At 40.2% G+C, this 2,742-nt stretch carries 2 protein-coding genes; both read left to right on the top strand.

Annotated elements, in window-relative coordinates:
• The first annotated feature begins 169 nt into the window (after positions 1-169).
• Complete coding sequence (locus CAG60_RS08925) at positions 170-1,657, top strand: sensor histidine kinase (RefSeq protein WP_161438769.1); 1,488 nt, start codon at positions 170-172, stop codon at positions 1,655-1,657.
• A partial coding sequence (locus CAG60_RS08930) for a sigma-54-dependent transcriptional regulator (protein ID WP_161438770.1) occupies positions 1,654-2,742 on the top strand: 1,089 nt, incomplete at its 3' end. The genes CAG60_RS08925 and CAG60_RS08930, both read left to right, overlap by 4 nt.

A 2,742-nucleotide genomic window follows, 5' to 3' on the forward strand; every position in this document is an offset into this window, starting at 1 on the left:
TAAAAACTCCTAAAGAATGAATTCAATCTAACTAAAGCAAATAAGATGCCAATACATTTTGTTTAATTTAAATTTTTGATTTTATTAAGTTAATTTTTTATTTCTTAAAAGTGAGGAATAAGACAAAGATATTAGTGTTTATTTTTGTCACACAATCTGTCAAGATTTATTGAAAAATAGTTACACATTAAATTCAAAGGAAAATATGGTCAGATTGACTAAAGTCTCTTTATCAGTGCGTATATTATTGTTTGTTTTCCTACCATTATGGGTGCTGTCTGCCGCGTCTATTGGTATTGGAACTTATTATCTTGCGGATTTACAAACGAGTAAGCTAAAAGGCGATCTTAAGCTAATCGCCAGAGCAATTGATGTCCCTATTGGAGAGGCAATCCGCAAAGGAGATATAGAAACAGTTCAAAGAACGCTTAATGCAATCTTTGATTTAGGTCAGGTATATGGTGCGTCTGTCTACAATCAGGATGGTCAGCGTATTGCTGCGGCTGGTATTGCTAAACGAAGCAATAAGTATAGCCCTATTGCACTTGAGCTGCTTGAAGTTGGACGTGATGCCAATGTCTATCAACGTCAAGCGGGCAAACAAGTATATTCTCATTTTCTTCCTATCACCGATAAACGAGGGCAGATATCGAGCCTTGTCGAAATTACTCGTCGTGCTAGTGATTTTTCGTCTTCTATGAATACCTTGTCACTCTCGGCTTGGAGTGTATGGGGGGTAATCGGGTTGCTCACCTTAATCATCGTCTATTTAGGTCATTATCGAGCAGTAGGCCGTGATGTAGCCCAGTTAACGAGTACCATGGCCAAGATTGGTCAAGGTCAGTTAGGCTTACGTGCATCTGATTCAAATACATATGAATTATCTTCTATTGCTCGGGCGCTAAATCGAATGCTTGATGATATTGCGCTTGCACAGCAAAAAATACTGGCTCATCAAGAGTATGAAACAAAACTAAACCTGAGGTTAGAGCGAAATGAGCGGATGGCAACATTAGGACGATTCGTCGGTGGCGTGGCTCATGAATTAGGAGCACCATTGAATGTGATTGATGGTAGAGCAAGGCGTTTATCTCGATTTATTGATAAGAACTCGGCATTACATGAACTGATGTCGATCAGAGGACAAGTGAAGCGGCTAACCCGAATCGTTCGGCAATTATTGGATTTCTCTCGTAATAGTAACCAAAAAGAAAAAGTGCTTATTTTGGATTTAGTCATAAATGCCAGGGAATCATTAAGTTATGAACAAATAGATCTCTTTCCTTTAACTACCATTAATGTTCCTAATCATCTGTCGGTCTTCGTTGATCCTGATCTGCTCGAATTAGCGCTAATTAACTTACTACGAAATGCAAGCCAAGCCGCTCAAGAAAATGTCTTCGTTGAATATAGTGAGTCGCATGATTCCTGGTCGATAACCATCAGCGATGATGGGCAAAGCATCCCTATAGATATGGACTTATCTCAGCTCCTAGAACCCTTTTTTACGACAAAGCCAAAAGGTCAGGGAACTGGGCTTGGTTTAGCTATTGTTAACAACATCGTGAATGATCATCATGGCGAATTAATTCTCAGGCGCTCAGAGCAAGGCGGGCTCATCGTTACATTACAATTTTCAAAGGAACAATGGGTATGAATATTTTATTAGTAGAAGATGATGGTGATTTAGCGGATTTATTGTGTGAAGAGCTTGAGAGCGAGGGATATCAGGTCACAGTGGTCAACTCAGCTGAAGAAGCTTCACGTAAGTTAAATGAAATAATACCTGATGTGGTGATTTCCGACTTAAGATTACCTGATCGTAATGGTATGACATTGATACCGGAAGTTAAAGCTCTGATGCCAACCCCTGCTATGTTATTAATTACGGCGTTTGGCTCTGTTAACCAAGCGGTTGATGCACTTAAAGCGGGAGCGGATGATTTTTTAACCAAACCTTTTGATATGGATCATTGTCTATTAACCGTGAAACGCCTAGTTGAGCACCGAAGCTTGAAAAACCAAGCTGAAAACCGTTTCTTTCATGGCATGCTAGGTGAAAGTGCAGTGATGCAGAGCCTTTTTCGTATGATCCAAAAAATATCGAAAACGGATGGGCCTGTCTTAATATTGGGAGAAAGTGGTACTGGTAAGGAGCTAGTCGCTAAAGCGATTCATAATGAAAGTCTTAGGAAAAATGGCCCTTTTCTGGCAGTTAATTGCGCAGGTATCCCTAAGGAATTACTGGAAAGTGAATTTTTTGGACATTCAGTTGGCGCTTATACCGGGGCAAATCAATCACGATTAGGTTTGTTAAGGGAGGTCGACGGAGGTACCTTGCTTCTTGATGAAATCGGTGAAATGCCTCTTGAGTTACAAGCTAAATTATTACGTGTATTACAAGAAGGGACCATTCGACCAGTGGGTTCTGATAAGGAAATTAGCGTAGATGTACGTATAGTCACGGCAACTCACCGGGATTTAGAGTCTCGTATCGCAGAGGGGCTGTTTCGACAGGATCTATTCTTTCGGCTAGAAATGTTCACATTATCTGTACCACCACTTCGAGAACGTGGTGATGATCTTACGATTCTTGCCCGACATTTTCTTTCTATTCAGACACAAGCTGGAAAAACTAAAGCGATTCAACTGAGTAACTTAGCCTGGAAAGAACTACTGAATTATGATTTCCCGGGAAATATACGCGAGCTTAAAAATGCGATTGAAAGAGCATCAGTATTC

This window comes from Vibrio sp. V33_P6A3T137 (assembly GCF_009904835.1).
Classification (GTDB): Bacteria; Pseudomonadota; Gammaproteobacteria; order Enterobacterales; family Vibrionaceae; genus Vibrio; species Vibrio metschnikovii.